At 56.1% G+C, this 15,932-nt stretch carries 16 protein-coding genes and 1 tRNA gene; 10 read left to right on the top strand and 7 right to left on the bottom strand.

Annotation, left to right across the window (positions count from 1 at the left end):
* Positions 1–51 precede the first annotated feature (51 nt).
* Together AC2FF7_RS07265 and gap are read left to right on the top strand one after the other, a co-directional pair.
* Positions 52–195 carry a hypothetical protein gene (locus tag AC2FF7_RS07265; RefSeq protein WP_170354071.1) on the top strand — a complete coding sequence of 48 codons (144 nt, stop codon included), beginning with the start codon at positions 52–54 and terminating at the stop codon, positions 193–195.
* 81 nt (positions 196–276) lie between these two features.
* Positions 277–1,281, top strand: a complete 1,005-nt coding sequence (gap, locus tag AC2FF7_RS07270) for a type I glyceraldehyde-3-phosphate dehydrogenase (protein WP_480865444.1) — start codon at positions 277–279, stop codon at positions 1,279–1,281.
* Here the strand turns inward: gap and coaD are convergent.
* From coaD to AC2FF7_RS07285, 3 genes are all read right to left on the bottom strand, one after another.
* Entirely contained in the window at positions 1,273–1,764 is a 492-nt protein-coding gene (gene coaD / locus AC2FF7_RS07275) for a pantetheine-phosphate adenylyltransferase (protein WP_480865442.1), read from the bottom strand. The genes gap and coaD overlap by 9 nt on opposite strands.
* Before the next feature lie 85 nt (positions 1,765–1,849).
* On the bottom strand, positions 1,850–2,287 hold the full coding sequence (locus AC2FF7_RS07280; protein ID WP_170354068.1) for a CBS domain-containing protein: 438 nt from the start codon (positions 2,285–2,287) through the stop codon (positions 1,850–1,852).
* Positions 2,288–2,347: 60 nt separating this feature from the next.
* The gene (locus AC2FF7_RS07285) at positions 2,348–3,229 is read right to left on the bottom strand and encodes a LysR family transcriptional regulator (RefSeq protein WP_174821799.1); all 882 of its coding nucleotides are present in this window, start codon (positions 3,227–3,229) and stop codon (positions 2,348–2,350) included.
* Between the two features lie 125 nt (positions 3,230–3,354).
* Between AC2FF7_RS07285 and AC2FF7_RS07290 the strand changes: the two genes are divergently transcribed.
* Together AC2FF7_RS07290 and AC2FF7_RS07295 are read left to right on the top strand one after the other, a co-directional pair.
* Positions 3,355–4,854 carry a CoA-acylating methylmalonate-semialdehyde dehydrogenase gene (locus AC2FF7_RS07290; protein ID WP_170354066.1) on the top strand — a complete coding sequence of 500 codons (1,500 nt, stop codon included), beginning with the start codon at positions 3,355–3,357 and terminating at the stop codon, positions 4,852–4,854.
* 162 nt (positions 4,855–5,016) lie between these two features.
* Entirely contained in the window at positions 5,017–5,601 is a 585-nt protein-coding gene (locus AC2FF7_RS07295) for a L,D-transpeptidase (protein ID WP_496849266.1), read from the top strand.
* A gap of 53 nt (positions 5,602–5,654) precedes the next feature.
* Here AC2FF7_RS07295 and AC2FF7_RS07300 read toward each other — a convergent pair whose 3' ends face one another.
* Entirely contained in the window at positions 5,655–6,131 is a 477-nt protein-coding gene (locus AC2FF7_RS07300) for a fasciclin domain-containing protein (protein ID WP_170354064.1), read from the bottom strand.
* Positions 6,132–6,201: 70 nt separating this feature from the next.
* On the bottom strand, positions 6,202–7,053 hold the full coding sequence (locus tag AC2FF7_RS07305) for a class I SAM-dependent methyltransferase (protein WP_480865437.1): 852 nt from the start codon (positions 7,051–7,053) through the stop codon (positions 6,202–6,204).
* A 130-nt stretch (positions 7,054–7,183) separates the two neighbouring features.
* Here AC2FF7_RS07305 and AC2FF7_RS07310 point away from each other — a divergent pair, with 130 nt between their 5' ends.
* The 6 genes from AC2FF7_RS07310 to AC2FF7_RS07335 all read left to right on the top strand — a co-directional run bounded on the left by AC2FF7_RS07310 (position 7,184) and on the right by AC2FF7_RS07335 (position 12,695).
* Complete coding sequence (locus AC2FF7_RS07310) at positions 7,184–8,299, top strand: carboxylate-amine ligase (protein WP_480865435.1); 1,116 nt, start codon at positions 7,184–7,186, stop codon at positions 8,297–8,299.
* A 103-nt stretch (positions 8,300–8,402) separates the two neighbouring features.
* On the top strand, positions 8,403–9,545 hold the full coding sequence (locus AC2FF7_RS07315; RefSeq protein WP_496905432.1) for an acyl-CoA dehydrogenase family protein: 1,143 nt from the start codon (positions 8,403–8,405) through the stop codon (positions 9,543–9,545).
* A 7-nt stretch (positions 9,546–9,552) separates the two neighbouring features.
* On the top strand, positions 9,553–10,584 hold the full coding sequence (locus AC2FF7_RS07320) for an enoyl-CoA hydratase/isomerase family protein (RefSeq protein WP_496905433.1): 1,032 nt from the start codon (positions 9,553–9,555) through the stop codon (positions 10,582–10,584).
* Between the two features lie 12 nt (positions 10,585–10,596).
* Positions 10,597–11,469, top strand: a complete 873-nt coding sequence (gene mmsB / locus AC2FF7_RS07325) for a 3-hydroxyisobutyrate dehydrogenase (protein WP_353389588.1) — start codon at positions 10,597–10,599, stop codon at positions 11,467–11,469.
* Between the two features lie 96 nt (positions 11,470–11,565).
* Positions 11,566–11,958, top strand: coding sequence for a hypothetical protein (locus AC2FF7_RS07330; RefSeq protein ID WP_170751036.1), 393 nt, complete (start codon positions 11,566–11,568; stop codon positions 11,956–11,958).
* Between the two features lie 80 nt (positions 11,959–12,038).
* Positions 12,039–12,695, top strand: a complete 657-nt coding sequence (locus AC2FF7_RS07335) for a site-2 protease family protein (protein ID WP_480865430.1) — start codon at positions 12,039–12,041, stop codon at positions 12,693–12,695.
* 1 nt (position 12,696) lies between these two features.
* Here AC2FF7_RS07335 and uvrA read toward each other — a convergent pair whose 3' ends face one another.
* Both uvrA and AC2FF7_RS07345 read right to left on the bottom strand, forming a co-directional pair.
* Positions 12,697–15,555, bottom strand: a complete 2,859-nt coding sequence (uvrA, locus tag AC2FF7_RS07340) for an excinuclease ABC subunit UvrA (protein WP_496905434.1) — start codon at positions 15,553–15,555, stop codon at positions 12,697–12,699.
* A 179-nt stretch (positions 15,556–15,734) separates the two neighbouring features.
* Positions 15,735–15,811: transfer RNA gene (locus AC2FF7_RS07345), tRNA-Asp, on the bottom strand.
* Positions 15,812–15,932: the final 121 nt, after the last annotated feature.

Here is a 15,932-nt window from a genome sequence, read left to right on the forward strand (position 1 = left end):
CCTTTTTGCCCGCTCAGGTTATCTGGGCGGGCATTTCTGTTCGGGGCCTTGATGACCAATCAAATCGCTATCTGGCTGGGTTTTTTGATTCTGGGCATCATGATTGCCGATGTCGCCGTCTATGGAACCGAGCATCTGCTTTTCCTGGGCAAAAAACTCTACGACTTTTTGGATTGGATCGCATTCTGGCGATGAGATAGGTTTTGCTTGACTTTTTGACCAATTTAGCTTTGTTAGCGCTAACCTTTTATTGGACGACACGCGACGGAGCGGATCATGACACTCAAGCTTGCAATCAATGGATTTGGACGGATCGGACGTGGCGTCTTGCGCGCCGTGATGGAAAGTGGCCGGACAGACGTTGAAATCGTCGCGATCAATGATCTCGCCAAACCCGAGATGAACGCCCACATGTTTGAATTCGACAGCGTCCATGGCCGGTATTTCAAACCTGTAAAGCTCACCGAAGCTGGCTTGGATGTGGGCGCTGGCCCTATTCGCCTGACAAGCGAGCGTGAGCCTGAAAAACTGGACTGGTCAGATATTGATGTCGTGTTGGAGTGCACTGGAGTGTTTCGCACGCGCGAAGCCGCAGCTCGTCATCTTGAAAACGGGGCAAGCAAGGTGCTGATTTCAGCCCCCGCACGCGGGGATGGCGGCGTCAAAACCGTAGTTTACGGAGTGAATGATCACGAACTGACAGCCGATGATATTATCGTGTCAAATGCATCATGCACGACGAACTGCCTTTCGCCAGTTGCAGCCGCGTTGGACGATGGCCTGGGAATTGTGCATGGCAACATGACAACCGTCCATGCTTATACCGCCAGCCAACCCGTCCATGATACCGCCGGCAAAGACCCCTACCTTTCCCGCGCTGCGGCATTATCGATGATTCCTACGACAACCGGCGCAGCCGCCGCAGTGGGCTTGGTGCTTCCACAACTTCAGGGGAAACTGACGGGACAAGCCATTAGGGTTCCAACCCCGAATGTTTCGGTTGTTGATCTTGTTGCCGAGGTTTCACGCCCAACGACGGAGGATGAGGTAAATGCCTTGTTTGTCGCTGCTGCCGAGAAGATTCCGGGTGTTCTGGCGGCTGAGAAACGCCCCTTGATATCGGTCGACTTCAATCACGATTCCCACAGCTCGACCGTGTCACTTGCAGAAACAAAGGTAACCGACGGGACATTGGTCCGGGTTCTGGCTTGGTATGACAACGAATGGGGTTTCTCGAACCGCATGCTGGATACTGCAAAGGCAATGGGTGCGTCAGCTTAAGCGGTTCTGTAAGGCTGTAGCAACACGGGGCGTAACGAATTTGGATACGTCCCCGCCCAGCCGTGAAATTTCCTTGACCAGCTTGGACGCGATCGCCTGATGGCGCGCCTCGGCCATCAGAAAGACCGTTTCGATCGAATCATCCAGCGCGCGATTCATTCCAACCATTTGAAATTCGTACTCAAAATCAGCCACGGCCCGCAATCCGCGCACAATGGTTTGCGCTCCAACGTCGCGTGCGCAATCGATCAGCAGGTTTTCGAAGGGATGCGCGACAATCACTGTACCGGTCTGCTCGGATAGTTGGGCGCACTCGGCTTCGATCATCGATACGCGCTCTTCCAAAGAAAACAACGGGCCCTTGTCTCGGTTGATAGCCACACCAATCACAAGCTTGTCGACCATCGCAGCAGCGCGGCGAATAATGTCGATATGGCCCAGTGTGATCGGATCAAAAGTTCCGGGATATAATGCGACCCGCATCGCGCCCTCCTGCGCAATAAAATTTCGGCGCAAGCAAACACAACTCTGCCGCGGGTGCAATAGGGCGCTTTGGCCCTGTCTGAAATTAGTGGCCCATGATCATTGTCTGGAGCGCCTCTTTCTCCATCGCCAATTCCGAAAGCTGTGCTTTGACCACATCCCCAAGTGTTACGATACCGATCAGCTTCCCATCTTCGACGACAGGCATATGGCGGAAACGCCCTTCGGTCATGCGGCTGAGGACATCCTGAACCGAGTCCTGACGCGTCGCAGTTACAAGGTCGCTGGTCATGTAAGCGCTGACCGGTTTCGCCAGACAACCACTTCCACTTGCAGCCAACTCTCGCACGATGTCACGTTCCGACAAAATTCCAGATGCCGTTTCCCCCCCGTCTTCAGAGACCACAACCGTCCCGATCCGCTTTTCTGCAAGGATTTTTGCCGCATCGGACACAGTGAGATCGGGCGTAACCGTTTCGACCCCTTCCGTAGCCTTTGATTTCAGAATGGCCTGAACCAGCATGTGCGAAACCTCCGAAATAACTCGCTGTTTTACAAAGCGTTGCCGGAATGCCCATATGTGTCAAGGTGAAGCTTCAGCTTCCAGACGCACGACTTCCTCGCGGATTCCGGCAGTCAAAGCCTGTGCGAACCTGTTCAAGCGTTCATTTCGTTGATCGCCCTGATGTCGGATTAGAAAATACCTGCGGGTCAGACTAAGCTGATCCGTTAGGATTTTCCGCAGGTTTGGATGGAATGGCAGCGCAAAATCGTGCCCCACACAAACCCCTGACCCGAGCGATGCTTGCCCTAGCTGAACCGATATCGAATTCGATGCAAGGGCAACTCGTTCAACCCCGATATCGACCAGATAGTCGAGTTCCCGGTCAAAAATCATATCCGGGATATAGCCAATAAATCGATGCCTTCTAAGAGCTTCCAGGTTCTCAATTTTGGCTTGCGCATTCAGGTATTCCTGACTGGCAACCAGATGTAGCCGGTAGTCCGTGATCTTTTGCACCAGAAACCGACCAGCCGTGGGCGCGCTGACCGTTATGGCCATATCCGCCTCACGGCGGGACAGGTTAATCACACGGGGCAAAGACAGAATCTGAATATCCAATTCGGGATTCGCGTCGCAGATTTTCGCGCAGACTTGTGGCAAAAGATACGTAGCGCAGCCATCCGGAGCACCGATCCTGATTTGGCCACTCAGTGTCTTGGATGATCCAGAGACAGAACCGGATGCGGCCCGCATGGCTTCTTCGGCCTTCAAGCCGTGATCAAGCAAGCGTTCCCCGATTGGCGTCAGAACATAACCTTGCTGCGACTTGGTAAACAAAGGCGCATCCAGCGATGCCTCAAGCCGTGCGACCCTGCGCCCTACCGTCGCCGGGTCGATCTTAAGACGCCGACCTGCGGCTGATAGACTTTCCTCACGCGCGACGGCCAAAAACACCCGCATGTCATCCCAGTTTGGAACCACCGCTCCTCCTTTTGCATTTTTGCAAAATATTTTTGAATTATTGCCTCTGTTCACGCGATTTATGCAAGCCTATTCTGCGCCGAAACAACCCGGAGGAATTCGCAATGACCGAACTGTCCCATTTCATCAACGGTGAGAATGTCGCCGGCACATCCGGTCGCTTTGACGATGTGTTCAACCCGGCCACTGGTGAAGTTCAATACAAATGCCCGATGGCCAGCGCTGCCGAAACCACAGCCGCCATCGAAAGCGCAGCTGCAGCGCAACCCGCTTGGGGCGCAACCAACCCACAAAAACGCGCGCGCGTGATGATGGCCATGGTTGGGCTGATCAACCGTGACATGGACAAGCTGGCCGAAGTCCTAAGCCGCGAGCACGGCAAGACTATTCCGGACGCCAAGGGCGACCTGCAACGCGGTTTGGAAGTGATCGAATACTGTGTCGGTGCCCCACATATGCTGAAGGGTGAGTACACAGACAGCGCCGGCCCCGGCATTGACATCTATTCGATGCGTCAGCCCCTTGGCGTCGTGGCTTCGATCATGCCGTTCAATTTCCCGGCCATGATGCCTTTGTGGCACGTTGGCCCCGCGCTGGCGTGCGGCAACGCCATTGTTCTGAAACCTTCAGAACGTGATCCGTCGGTCCCGTTGATGCTGGCCGAGCTGTTCATCGAAGCGGGTCTTCCGAAAGGTGTGTTCCAGGTTGTGAATGGCGACAAGGAAGCAGTCGACACCCTTCTGGACAGCGAGATCATCCAAGGTGTTTCGTTTGTGGGTTCGACTCCGATTGCGCAGTATATCTACAGCCGCGCCTCTGCGAATGGTAAGCGTGCGCAGTGTTTCGGTGGGGCCAAGAACCACATGATCGTCATGCCCGATGCCGATATGGATAAGGCTGCCGACGCGCTTGTTGGCGCCGGTTTCGGTGCCGCTGGCGAACGCTGCATGGCCGTTTCGGTTGCTGTTCCGGTCGGTGACGACACTGCAGACGCGCTTGTCGAAAAGCTGATCCCGCGCATCGAGAAACTGAAGGTCGGTCCCTATACTGCAGGTGATGACGTGGATATGGGCCCCGTCGTGACGGCCGCCGCAAAAGAACGCATTCTGGGTCTGATCAACTCTGGCGTGGAACAAGGTGCCAAGTTGGTCGTCGACAACCGTGATTTCAGCCTGCAAGGCTATGAAGATGGCTTTTTTGTTGGCCCGCACCTGTTCGATCACGTGACGCCGGAAATGGATATCTACAAGCAAGAGATCTTCGGCCCGGTTTTGTCCACCGTGCGTGCAGGTTCGTACGAAGAGGCGATTGGTCTGGCAATGGACCACGAATACGGCAACGGTACTGCGATATTCACGCGTGATGGTGACACTGCACGTGACTTTGCCAGCCGGATCAACATCGGCATGGTCGGCGTCAACGTTCCGATCCCGGTGCCGTTGGCCTACCACACCTTTGGCGGCTGGAAGAAATCCATGTTCGGTGATCTGAACCAGCACGGCCCTGACAGCTTCAAATTCTACACCCGCACCAAAACCGTCACGGCCCGTTGGCCGTCGGGCATCAAAGAAGGTGGCGAGTTTAACTTCAAAGCGATGGACTAAGTCACCTGCCTACGATACCGGCCCCAAGCGGGCCGGTTTTTTAACGCTTCACGATAAATTCAGACCTCTATATCTGGAAAAACCCGATCAACAGGAATATTTTCAGCACAAACTATTGTTTGAGCAGTTCCTGATCCGGAGGCAAAATTGTCGAAATCCAGAATGACCCGTCGCTCTGCGGTGCTGGGCGTAGCGACCCTAGTGGCCACACCTGCTTTGGTGCGCGCGCAAAGTTTGGATGCGTTCCCGCAAAACGAAGATGCAATCAGCACTCAGCTTCCGGTTCGTAGAAACGTCTCATCTTTCTCACAACAAAACTGGCAGGATCACTTCGATGAACTCGGAGTAGGTGCATTGTTGGCGGATATCACAAGCCGCGCGGTGCACTACTGGGGGCCTGATGGGACTTACAAACTGTACCCCAGTTCGGTTCCCATGAGCGAAGAATTGACCAAGCGCGGCTATACCGAAGTCGTACGCAAGCGCGAAAATCCAAGCTGGACGCCCACCGCTTCGATGCGCGAGCGTGATCCTGATCTGCCTGTTCGAATGGAAGGCGGAGAACCGGGGAACCCACTTGGAACGCGCGCGATGTATTTGGGTTGGCCCGCCTATCTGGTACATGGCACCCATGATACGCGAAAGATTGGTCGACAAAGTTCGTCTGGTTGTATTGGCCTATACAATCAACATGTCGAAGAATTGTACCCTCTGGTCCAGGTCGGAACCCAAGTCCGTCTGGTCTGACAAAGAGCCCCGGACCGTCAAGGACCGGGGCTTTTTGTTAATGCTTGGCTTTATTATTCAGGCAGGATCACAGCGTCGACGACGTGGATCACACCGTTGCTGGTTTCGATGTCTGCCTGGATGACTTCGGCATCATTCACCTTGACGCCACGCTTGGCATTCACGCTCAGACGGTCACCCTGTACGGTTAGAACCTTGGCGCGTTTTCCGGCAATGTCACCAGACATGACCTTAGCAGGAACAACGTGGTATGTCAGGATTTCAACAAGTTGGTCCTTGTTCTCGGGCAGAAGCAGTGTTTCGACCGTACCCTCAGGCAAAGCTGCGAAAGCTTCGTCAGTCGGAGCGAAGACAGTAAACGGGCCGTCACCTTTCAACGTTTCAACAAGACCTGCGGCCTGTACGGCGGCAACGAGAGTTTCGAACGAACCGGCCGAAACGGCGGTGTCCACAATGTCAGCGGCTTGTGCTTTGACGGGCAAAGTCAGTGCAAGTGCGGCGGCAGCGCCCATCAGTGTTTGGCGGAACATGGCTGTATCTCCTCTCCAGCGTGTTATGGAAAGGGGTACGGGGCCTCAGCCACAGCGGATCACTTTGAGTTCAATTTTCTTTGATCTGCACCCAGATACTTTGCGCACGACCATCGCCCAGGAACGGCAAAGCCTCGACCGCATCGGGGCGATCCTGTTGCAGGTAATACCCCGGCCAAAGCATTGAAAACGAACCAGATTGCAGCAATGCGTGCAGCATGTACTGCTCGCCCCACCCTGGGCAGTCATAGAAGAATCGCTTGGGATATTCATAAGGTAGAAAAACATCATGCACGTGAATCACCACACCGGGTTTCAGTGCAGGGATGATGCGGCAAAACAAATGCGCGACGTCATTGCTCATCCGGACTACATGGCTGGAATCGATGAACAGAACGTCGCCCGCCTCCAACTGATCGAACAGCGCGGGATCCACTTCTTCCAGCCGTCTCTGCTCGAAATGATCTACCACATGAGCGATATCAGCACGCGGATAGGGATCAATCGCGGTGATCTGCGTCTCAAGCCCGCCGTCGATGATGGCCTGCCGAGTAACGCGCGTGGAGTTTCCGCAGCCAACCTCAATCACACGCCGGGGTTTGAATCGGCGGATCATCAAATACAGCGCGTCGGCATCGGGACTATCGTAGTAACCGTTACCGACCCGATACCCCGTCTGATTGCGCTCGGGGTCCTTGAGGGCCGCAAGCGCATCCGCATGTTCGGTGTATTCTGCGACGAGAGGCGCGATATCAAACCCCTCCATTCCCGGTGACAACGCATAAGCGGGACGGGTCAAGCCACCTGCCCGTTCAAATGCCTCAAGCCGGGCGCGCTCGTCGTCTTCTGGTCCTTTGTCGACCAATTTAACTCCAAGCTCCGAAAGCGTGTCGTTGATCTTTGGGAATTTCCTGGGTTTCACGCGAACGCTCCGGGGTTTGGACAGTTTACTGAAGGGTTCTTATCGCCGGCGCCGGGGGCTTCGCAAGCCAAACACTTGGCAAGGCGGTCATTTCCGTATTCACTGTTTGGAATAACCGACGAGGGCGACCATGCAGCAGGAATACACGCTGGGCATTGAAGAAGAGTATCTTCTGGTCAATCGGGACACGTTCGAGCTTGCCGAAGCGCCCGAAGCTTTGATGGAGGCCTGTCAGGCCGATTTCCAAGGTCAGGTCAGCCCCGAATTCCTGCAATGTCAGATCGAGGTCGGCACCCGCCCCCATGCGACCATTGCCGGCGCGCGCGAGGATCTGAAACGCTTACGGTCTTGCGTGGCCAAACGCGCAGCGGACTACAACCTCGCCCCAATCGCGGTATCGTGTCATCCGTTTGCCGATTGGAAAAAGCAAAGCCATACGCGAAAAGATCGCTATGACGCCCTGCACCATGCACTTGGCGGCGTAGCGCGACGAATGCTGATCTGTGGAATGCATGTCCATATCGGAATTGATGACCCTGCCCTGCGCGCCGACCTTATGCCGCAGATTTCGTATTTTCTGCCCCACCTTTTGGCCCTTTCGACCTCATCCCCCTATTGGAACGGCGAGGATACGGGGCTGTCGTCCTACCGCCTGACAGTCTTCGACAACCTACCCCGAACTGGCTTGCCCCCGACCTTGGCCAGTTGGGCCGACTATGAGCGCACCACGGGCATTTTGGTCGAACTAGGTGTGATCGAGGATACGTCGAAAATCTGGTGGGACCTGCGCCCATCACACCGCTTCCCAACGCTTGAGACGCGCATAATGGACGTGCAGCCCCGACTGGAACACGCCTTGTCTTTGGCTGCGATGGTCCAGGCGCTGACCCGGATGCTATGCCGGTTGAAAGCCAGAAACTTACGCTGGCGCAACTATGACCAGTTCCTGATCGGAGAAAACCGTTGGCGCGCGCAGCGCTATGGGGTTGGTGAGGGCATGATCGACTTTGGCGACCGCTCGATCAAACCCATGCCCGAATTGATGGGCGAACTGATGGGACTACTGGCCGAAGACACCGAGGCACTTGGTACAATGACCGAACTGGCGCGGTTGCAACAAATCGCGCAGAACGGAACATCGGCCACACGTCAGCGACGCGTTTATGCCGAGGCATCCGCCCGTGGCGAAGATCCGGGAAAAGCGGTTGTCCAACACCTGATCGAGGAATTTCACCACGACCTTTAATCCCCAAGAGACAGATGCTGGGAATTGCTGGCCGTGAAAAATTTCTGTAAGGATTAGGAAATAAACACTCGTTCAATTCATCCGTCGGCGTGGGAGGGAAGCCATGGATTTCGCTTTGACCGAAGAGCAGACTGCGATCTTCGACATGGCCTATGAGTTCGGGCAGGAGAACATCGCCCCCTATGCTCGACAGTGGGAGGCCGAAGGCACCATCCCCAAAGACCTGTGGCCCCGTGTCGGAGAGCTTGGGTTCGGCGGCCTCTACGTCTCTGAAGACAGCGGTGGTTCTGGTCTGACGCGTCTGGATGCCACCATGGTTTTCGAGGCGTTGTCGATGGCCTGCCCGTCCGTTGCAGCGTTTTTGTCGATTCACAACATGTGCGCCAAGATGCTGGACAGTTTCGCCGGGGATGCGCTGAAAGCGCGCATTATGCCCGATGTTCTCAGCCTGAATACCGTTCTCAGCTATTGTCTGACCGAACCGGGCTCGGGCTCGGATGCTGCTGCGTTGAAAACCCGCGCGGACCGCAGCAATGAAGGATACACCCTGAACGGGACCAAGGCATTTATCTCGGGCGGCGGGTATTCCGATGCTTATGTCTGCATGGTGCGCACCGGACAGGACGGCCCCAAGGGAATCTCAACGGTCTATGTCGAAGACGGTGCGCCCGGCCTGTCCTTCGGCGCCTTGGAGCAGAAGATGGGGTGGAAAAGCCAACCCACAGCACAAGTGCAGTTCGATGATTGCAAAATCCCGGCCGAGAACCTTGTCGGCGTCGAAGGCGATGGATTCAAATACGCCATGATGGGGCTGGATGGCGGACGGCTGAACATCGCCTCATGCTCGTTAGGGGCCGCGCAAGCGGGGCTGAATATGACGTTGCAATATATGTCCGAGCGGCAGGCGTTCGGTCAGTCCATCGACCAGTTTCAGGCGCTGCAATTCCGTCTGGCCGATATGGAGATCGAGTTGCAGGCAGCCCGAACGTTCTTACGGCAGGCGGCCTGGAAACTGGATCAGGGCGCGCCGGATGCCACCAAGTTCTGCGCCATGGCCAAGAAATTCGTGACCGAGACCGGATCAAAAGTTGTGGATCAATGCCTGCAACTGCATGGCGGCTATGGCTATCTGGCAGATTACGGGATCGAGAAACTGGTCCGCGACTTGCGCGTGCATCAGATCTTGGAAGGCACGAATGAAATCATGCGCGTGATCGTGTCGCGCCAGATGCTTGCCAATCGCTGAGGGGGCCATGGCTGATATCGACATTCGCACCACTGGTCGCGCCGGACGGATCACACTGACCCGGACCAAAGCCCTGAACGCGCTCAGCTATGACATGTGCATGGCCATAGACACTGCTTTGCGCAACTGGCGTGAAGATGACTCGGTTGAACTTATTGTTATGGACGCCGAGGGCGACAAGGCATTCTGCGCTGGCGGCGACATTGCGGAACTGTACGAGACCGGCAAGAACGGTGACTATGCTTACGGCCAGACGTTTTGGCGCGATGAGTACCGCCTGAACGCGCTGATATTTGAATTCCCAAAGCCCGTCGTCAGCTTTCTGCAAGGGTTCACCATGGGCGGTGGCGTTGGCATTGGCTGTCACGGCAGCCACAGGATTGTAGGCGAAAGTAGCCAGATCGCCCTGCCCGAATGCGGGATCGGATTGGTTCCGGATGTCGGTAGCTCGCTGATGCTGGCGCTCGCACCGGGACGGGTCGGCGAATACCTTGGCATGACCGGTCATCGGATGGGCCCGGATGATGCCATTTTCGCAGGTTTCGCGGATCACTTCATCCCCATGGCTCATTGGTCGGACTTGATCGAACTGTTGGAAGCATCCGGAGACGCCAGCCTTCTGACCACCCACGCCCAAACACCCCCGGAGGGCGTGTTGACCGGATTGCAAACCAAGATCGACGCGCATTTTGACGGCGAAAGGCTGCAAGACATCCTCAATAGCCTCAAAGGCAGCGAAACGGACTTCGCGACCGCCGCGCTTAAATTGATCAACCGGGGTTCGCCGCTGGCTATGGCCTGCTGTATCGAGATTCTGCATCGCTTGCGCACCCCCAGCCTCACCATCCAGAAGGCGCTGGAACACGAGTTCCGCTTTACAAGTCGTGCGATGGAACACGGTGACTTTCTGGAAGGTATTCGCGCACAGATTATCGACAAAGACCGCACTCCGCGCTGGAGGCACCCCGACCAGAACGTACCCATTGTCGAGGTATCGAGGATGCTTCAACCAATGGGCGCTAAAGCACTGACATTCTAGGAGGATTGAGGAATGAAGATCGGATTTATCGGGCTTGGGAACATGGGGAATCCGATGGCTGCCAATCTGGCGAAAGCCGGTCATGACGTGGTCGGGTTTGACATGGCGGATGTGGATGTTGCAGGCGTGACCCTTGCCTCATCGGGCGCTGAGGCTGCAGGCGGTGCCGACATTGTTATCACCATGCTTCCGAACGGCCAGATCCTGCGGGCCGTGGCGGATGATATTTTACCAGCGATGAATTCCGGTTCGGTTTGGATTGATTGCTCGACCGTGGATGTCGACAGCGCCCGCGCCGTGGCCGAGCAGGCTGCACAAGTCGGTGTCTTGGCAGTGGACGCACCCGTATCCGGCGGGATCGGAGGGGCTGCGGCCGGTACCTTGACCTTTATGGCAGGTGGCAGTGATGTCGCCTTTGGCAAGGCTGCCCCCCTGTTCGAAATCATGGGACAAAAGGCCGTGCATTGCGGCGGATCAGGCGCAGGTCAAGCCGCCAAAATATGCAATAACATGATTCTGGGCGTGACCATGATTGCCACCTGTGAAGCGTTTGCATTAGCAGACAAGCTGGGTCTGGACCGACAGAAAATGTTTGACGTAGTCAGCACATCCTCGGGATATAGCTGGACAATGAACGCTTATTGCCCCGCACCGGGGGTCGGCCCCTCCAGCCCTTCGGACAATGACTACCAGCCCGGCTTTGCCGCCGAACTGATGCTCAAAGACTTGCGCCTAAGCCAACAGGCCGCGGAAAGTTCAGATGCGGATACGCCACTTGGTCAGGCGGCTACGGCTCTTTATGAGCAATTCGTGGAATCCGAAGACGGTTTGGGCAAAGATTTCTCTGCCATGCTGCCCCGTTTTGAAAAACGAGGAAGAAGTTAACCTTCGTCCGTGGGCGACAAACTGCCCACGGGGTTGACCCGCTCTGATCGGACCGCCATCTATCGGCGTAGATCAATTCGTGTGCCGGAGGTTTCTATGTCCCGTGTTTTGAAAGTAATAATGGTTGCTTCCATGTTTGTCGCAGCGCCCGCAGCGGTGATGGCAGGCAATGGTAAAGGCAACGGTCAAAACGCCGACAAGGTCTTTCGCGTGCCCTCGCAACCTGTGATTCAAACCAAAGGCAAGGCTGGGCATTGCCCTCCGGGATTGGCCAAGAAAAATGTCCCCTGCGTTCCACCTGGACAGGCAAAAAAGCTGTATCGCAACGGTGACTTCATCAACAACGATTACCGCTGGATCAATGATCCGTACCGCTATGGCTTGAACCGAGGGTCATATGTCCGCGCCGGGGACTATGTCTACCGGGTCGATCCCGAGACCCGCAAAGTGCTGAACTTGATCGGCGCCGTTGCGGATATCCTTAACTAAGTCACACAACCTCTGCGTTAGCTCCCTACTTTTGACGCAATTCAGCGTCATTTCAATTCTCATTATTGCGAGGATTGAATATGCATAGTGACAATTCGATTTTTGAGTTCCGCGGACCGTGGAACGTACCCATTCAGTTAAACCAAAGTCTGATTTTTCTAGTTTTGCTCATAGTGGGGTTCAGTTTTGATCCCGAATCCCTGCCCTATGCGCTTGGTTTTGTGGCCATTTTATTGACCTCAATCCTGCTGCATGAGCTCGGACACGCCTGGGGGTGCTTGATACAGGGTATCCCCGTCAATCGCGTCGTCCTGTATGGAGGTGGCGGGTTTTGCGAACATCGCCGCTCGACCTCATCCTACGAAGACGAATTGATCGTCGCTATGGGGCCGATCGTCAACCTGACGCTGTGGGCATTGTGTTCACTGCTGGAACCCTTCGTCACCTCGCCCGAACTGGGCTGGGTTCTAGTCGTGACCGCCCAATTGAACCTGTTTTTGGCGGTATTCAACATGTTGCCCCTGATGCCGTTGGACGGTGGCCGTCTGTTTCACGCTGTCCTTAACCGCATGGTCAAACCTGTGACTGCGACACGAATTGCCGGGCTTGTCGGACTGATCGGGGTCGCACTTTGGTTACCTATGATAGTATTCGCCTACGTAAACTTCGGCTTTGTGTTCCTGTTCTTTCCACCCTTGCTGCGTCATTGGCACATGCTCAGACACGCACAATACTAGCTTATTCAGCCGCAACCTGTTCCGGGTTCAACATCTGTTTTAGGTACCGACCGGTATGACTGCGGTCAACAGCGGCCACATCTTCGGGTGTGCCGGTGGCCACGATCTCACCGCCACCATCACCGCCTTCAGGGCCAATGTCGATGATATGATCGGCGGTTTTCACCACGTCCAGATTATGTTCGATCACTACAACTGTATTGCCCTGATCGACCAGTTCATGCAGCACTTCCAACAGCTTGCGCACGTCTTCGAAATGAAGACCCGTGGTCGGCTCGTCCAGAATATAAAGCGTCCGCCCGGTCGAGCGTTTGGACAATTCTTTTGACAGCTTCACCCGCTGCGCCTCGCCCCCTGACAGGGTCGTGGCCTGCTGGCCCACCTTGATATAGCCCAGCCCAACACGCGCCAGCGCATCCATCTTGTCGCGGATTGAAGGCACGGCCTTAAAGAACTCCTGCGCGTCTTCCACTGTCATATCAAGGACGTCGGCAATGGACTTGCCCTTGAACTTGATTTCAAGCGTCTCACGATTGTACCGCGCGCCTTTGCAGGTCTCGCAGGTCACGTAGACGTCGGGGAGAAAGTGCATCTCAATCTTGATAACGCCGTCGCCCTGACACGCCTCGCACCGGCCACCTTTGACGTTAAAGCTGAACCGACCGGGCTTGTACCCCCGGGTCTTGGCCTCGGGCAGGCCGGCGAACCAATCGCGGATCGGGGTGAAGGCCCCGGTGTAAGTCGCTGGATTCGAACGCGGAGTTCGCCCGATAGGCCGCTGGTCAATGTCGATGACTTTGTCCAGATGCTCCAGCCCTTTGATCGTCTCGCAGGGCGCAGGCGTCTGGCGCGCGCCGTTCAACCGCATCGAAGCCGTCTTGAACAGCGTCTCAATCGTCAGGGTCGATTTACCGCCGCCGGACACGCCAGTCACGCAGACGAACTTGCCCAGAGGGAACTCGGCCGTGACATTCTTTAGGTTGTTTCCAGTGGCTTTGACGACCTTGAGCTTGTTCTTGTTACCCTTGCGTCGGTCACCCGGCACAGCAATCTCGCGCGTGCCCGACAGGTACTGCCCGGTCATCGAGGCCGCATCCGCCGCGATATGTTCAGGCGTACCGTGGCTGACCACCTGCCCGCCATGCACACCCGCGCCGGGGCCGATATCGAACACATAATCGGCCTCGCGGATGGCCTCTTCGTCATGCTCAACGACGATCACCGTATTACCCTGATCGCGCAGGTTCTTGAGCGTCCCCAGCAGCCTGTCATTGTCGCGTTGGTGCAGACCAATCGAAGGTTCGTCCAATACGTAAAGCACCCCGGTCAGGCCCGAGCCGATCTGGCTGGCCAGACGAATACGCTGGCTTTCGCCGCCCGACAGCGTACCACTTGAGCGCGAAAGCGTAAGATATTCCAAACCCACATTATTCAGGAATCCAAGGCGTTCACGGATCTCTTTCAGGATCGCCCGCGCGATCTCATTATTCTGTACGCTCAGATGGTTCGGCGCGTCCTCGACCCAAGCTAAGGCCTCACGGATCGACATCTGCACGACCTGCCCCACATGCAGACCCGCGATCTTGACGGCGAGCGCTTCGGGCCGCAAGCGGTAGCCTTCGCAGGCCCCGCAAGGACGGTTGTTCTGATAGCGTTCGAACTCTTCACGGATCCACGCGCTGTCGGTTTCGCGATAGCGGCGTTCCATGTTTGGAATCACGCCCTCAAAGCTGCGCGTCACCTGATAGACACGGCCGCCCTCGTCATAACGGAACTGGATTTCCTCATCACCAGAGCCGCGCAGGAACACCTGTTGCACCTTGGCGGGAAGGTCTTTCCACGGGGTGTTCTTGTCGAACTCAAAATGCCGCGCAATGGCTTCGATGGTTTGCAAGAAATAGGGCGACTTACCCTTGCGCCACGGGGCCAAGGCACCGTCATACAGCTTGAGCGTCTGGTCCGGCACCACGAGGCGTTCATCAAAGAACAGCTCGACCCCTAACCCGTCGCAATCGGGGCACGCCCCAAATGGCGCGTTGAAGGAAAACAGGCGCGGTTCTATCTCGGGGATGGTGAAACCGCTGACCGGACACGCAAAATTCTCACTGAAGGTGATGCGCTCGGCGTCGCCTTCCTTCGGCGCAGTTTCCAGAATCGCGATGCCATCCGCCAAATCCAATGCGGTGCGCAGGCTGTCGGCCAGCCGTGTCTCCATCCCTTCGCGCACGACAAGGCGGTCCACCACCACGTCGATGTCATGGCGGAATTTTTTGTCCAGCGTCGGCGGCGAGTCGAGCTCATAGAACTCTCCATCCACCTTCACACGCTGAAAGCCCTGTTTGCGCAGTTCCAAAAACTCTTTCTTATATTCACCTTTCCGGTCGCGCACGATGGGAGCCAGCAGGTAGCCGCGTGTGCCCTCCTCCATCGTCATGATGCGGTCAACCATATCCTGTACCTGCTGCGCTTCGATCGGCTGGCCTGTGGCGGGGCTATACGGCGTGCCTGCGCGGGCGAACAAAAGGCGCAGATAGTCGTAGATCTCAGTCACGGTACCGACGGTCGAACGCGGGTTCTTCGAGGTCGTCTTCTGTTCGATCGAAATCGCCGGGGACAGCCCGCTGATGTGATCCACATCCGGCTTTTCCATCATGTCCAGAAACTGCCGCGCATAGGCCGACAGGCTTTCGACGTAGCGACGCTGACCCTCGGCATAAATCGTATCAAAAGCCAGCGACGACTTGCCCGAGCCAGACAGCCCCGTGATCACCACAAGCTGATCCCGCGGAATATCCACATCAATGCTTTTGAGGTTATGTTCGCGCGCGCCGCGCACCTCGATATTCTTCAGCTCAGCCATTTTGGCCCCCAAAACGTAAGTGTCCTAGAGATAGGCGAGCGGCGCTGAGTCTCCAACACAAAAATTAGAACAAAGTGAGAACGAACGAATTATTGCCGAACTCTCCTGACAGAACGCACGCACGGTTTGTAGTGGATGGTTGTTATCTGACCGATCAGGGAAGATTTTGATGAAATAAATGGCGCGGTTGACGGGGCTCGAACCCGCGACCCCCGGCGTGACAGGCCGGTACTCTAACCAACTGAGCTACAACCGCGCATCTATTTTAGTGGCCTTTAACCTGGACCAAGGATGGCAGCGATGGCGCGGTTGACGGGGCTCGAACCCGCGACCCCCGGCGTGACAGGCCGGTACTCTAACCAACTGAGCTACAACCG

It is taken from the genome of Ruegeria sp. YTSC325 (assembly GCF_059609525.1).